This is a genomic window from Bacillus sp. 522_BSPC, from assembly GCF_001076885.1.
In the GTDB taxonomy this organism is placed as follows: Bacteria; Bacillota; Bacilli; order Bacillales; family Cytobacillaceae; genus Niallia; species Niallia hominis.
Genome location: NZ_JVDT01000061.1, coordinates 1 through 1821 on the forward strand (window position 1 = coordinate 1; position 1821 = coordinate 1821).

The 1821-nt window shown below is 27.8% G+C and carries 4 protein-coding genes; all 4 read left to right on the forward strand.

The annotated features are described in order from the left end of the window. Positions 1-193: 193 nt before the first annotated feature. The 4 genes from ADJ83_RS04490 (at position 194) to ADJ83_RS04500 (ending at position 1423) form a co-directional block, all read left to right on the forward strand. Positions 194-598, forward strand: a complete 405-nt coding sequence (locus ADJ83_RS04490) for a hypothetical protein (RefSeq protein ID WP_048717103.1) — start codon at positions 194-196, stop codon at positions 596-598. 70 nt (positions 599-668) lie between these two features. Further along, positions 669-971, forward strand: coding sequence for a hypothetical protein (locus ADJ83_RS04495; RefSeq protein WP_031540348.1), 303 nt, complete (start codon positions 669-671; stop codon positions 969-971). A gap of 52 nt (positions 972-1023) precedes the next feature. Then, positions 1024-1188 (forward strand): hypothetical protein, encoded by a 165-nt coding sequence (locus ADJ83_RS25470; RefSeq protein WP_155986805.1) that lies wholly within the window; start codon positions 1024-1026, stop codon positions 1186-1188. Between the two features lie 25 nt (positions 1189-1213). Continuing rightward, the gene (locus ADJ83_RS04500; protein WP_031540349.1) at positions 1214-1423 is read left to right on the forward strand and encodes a hypothetical protein; all 210 of its coding nucleotides are present in this window, start codon (positions 1214-1216) and stop codon (positions 1421-1423) included. Positions 1424-1821: the final 398 nt, after the last annotated feature.

The window sequence follows — 1821 nt, forward strand, 5'->3', positions numbered from 1 at the left end:
CCAGGCCCCATCTAAAACATAGGTGGGGTCTATTTGACGCTTACCCAAAACTTAAAAATTTAATTGAAGCAGCATACAAGACTTTTGTTCGTTAAAGAAGGGAAGTAATGTTTATTCAAAAAAGAAAAAATAACCCTCAGGTTATTTAATGAAAAGAATAGGAAGAAAAGGAGAGTAAGGTGTTTATGGCATTTTGAAAATTCCATTAGATCATGAACTAAAGAAAAAATATATTTTTAATCATGAAGATAAAAAAGAATTGATTCCACTAGGTAAAAAGATACTAAAACTCATAATTGTGATTGCTGTAATTAAAATAACAAGAGTATTTTTGGTTGTAAACAATACTGTTAATAAGACTATAACTGAAATTTTCGCAATTTCTCCTCCTGAAGAGTTATTTCGTTTTTTTGCTTTAATGATTATGGTTTTTGGATTTATAATATTGTTTTGTCTTTACTTAATAAAAGGAAAAAATGTTATAAAACATCAATTATTTATGTACATTATGTTATTTTGTATAGTTGATATGTTATTTATTTATATTTTTCCAGAAATTCCATCATCCATATTCAAAGCAATATTTGGAACTGCTTGATAAAACGTATCAACAAAACAATAAGTCTTAAAAACTGTTACGAATCAATTATATGATAAAGGAGAAAAAAATGAATAAACGTCAAAGAAAAAAGAAAATGAAAAAATATCTACCGATCATTGCTGATGAAGCTAATTTACTTACTATGACAGATAATGAAAGAGAACAAGCTTTTAAGGATTATGAAAATTACAAAGAGAAATTTGCTTATAAAAAAAATTACAAAAATCTTAAAGAAGGAAAGCCATTGCATTATTTTTTTCCTGTTTCACAACGCTTAAATGATTTCCTAACCAGCGTGTCTTCAGTTGCTAGAGGAACAAGTAATACAATTAAAGTAACTCAAACTATGAATGACTTTATCCAAAAGTAAATCTGAAAGTAAAGTAGATAACTTATATGCGGTAGAAAGGAAGATGAAGAAAATGGGATTTGTAATTAGATCCAAAACAGGATTAATATTTGAAACAACGGAAGTAGGAAAAACAGGGGAACAAACTTTTGATACAAAAGAAGCTGCAGAAACAGCATTAGAAGAAGTTCAGAAACTTTATAAAGATGAAGAATTTTATGTAGTAACAAAAAAGTAGATAACTATTGGAAAGGACTAGGAAAATGGAGTTAAAAGAATTTAATCAAGAATATGAAAATATTATGCATTCCAATTTTTCTAATGATGAAAAAGTTCATAAGTTAGCAAATTTAATGACTCAAATGGAAGGTCGATTTTCTATTCCTATGTTAAAAAATCAAGAGTGGGAAAACGAAAATAGAAAAGTAATTGCCTTATATAGAAAAATATCTAGAAGTAGGATTTTTGATTAGTTACAGTTCGAAACCATTGTTTATTAAATAACTATGAAGGAGTTGATACAATGGAAGCTAGATTCTTCAAATTCCCTAATATAACTAATTTTGAAGAAGTTTATATAGTAATTGACAAAGAAAAGAAAAGATTGCATATGTCTCCTGTAAATTATACAGTTAAATGTCTAGATTGTGGTTATGAAACAACTGAAATACATACACAACATACTAATTGAAGCAAATATAGAGAAGCAAGGTGACTTTGTTATAGATGAAAACAATAAGACAATTGGTAGTGGGAAAGAAGTGTTACGTCAATTCGCAGGCAGCTGAATAAGGTCTGTTTTTTTGTTTATCAAAAGAGTTGTATGAATAAAATGGTACCTGTAGTTAGGACACTTGAAAAAGAGTGTTTT

What these genes read in the sequence shown, in the direction of transcription:
- ADJ83_RS04500 (WP_031540349.1), top strand. Translation starts at nt 1,214, where the DNA reads ATGGAGTTAAAAGAATTTAATCAAGAATATGAAAATATTATGCATTCC.
- ADJ83_RS04495 (WP_031540348.1), top strand. Translation starts at nt 669, where the DNA reads ATGAATAAACGTCAAAGAAAAAAGAAAATGAAAAAATATCTACCGATC.
- ADJ83_RS25470 (WP_155986805.1), top strand. Translation starts at nt 1,024, where the DNA reads ATGGGATTTGTAATTAGATCCAAAACAGGATTAATATTTGAAACAACG.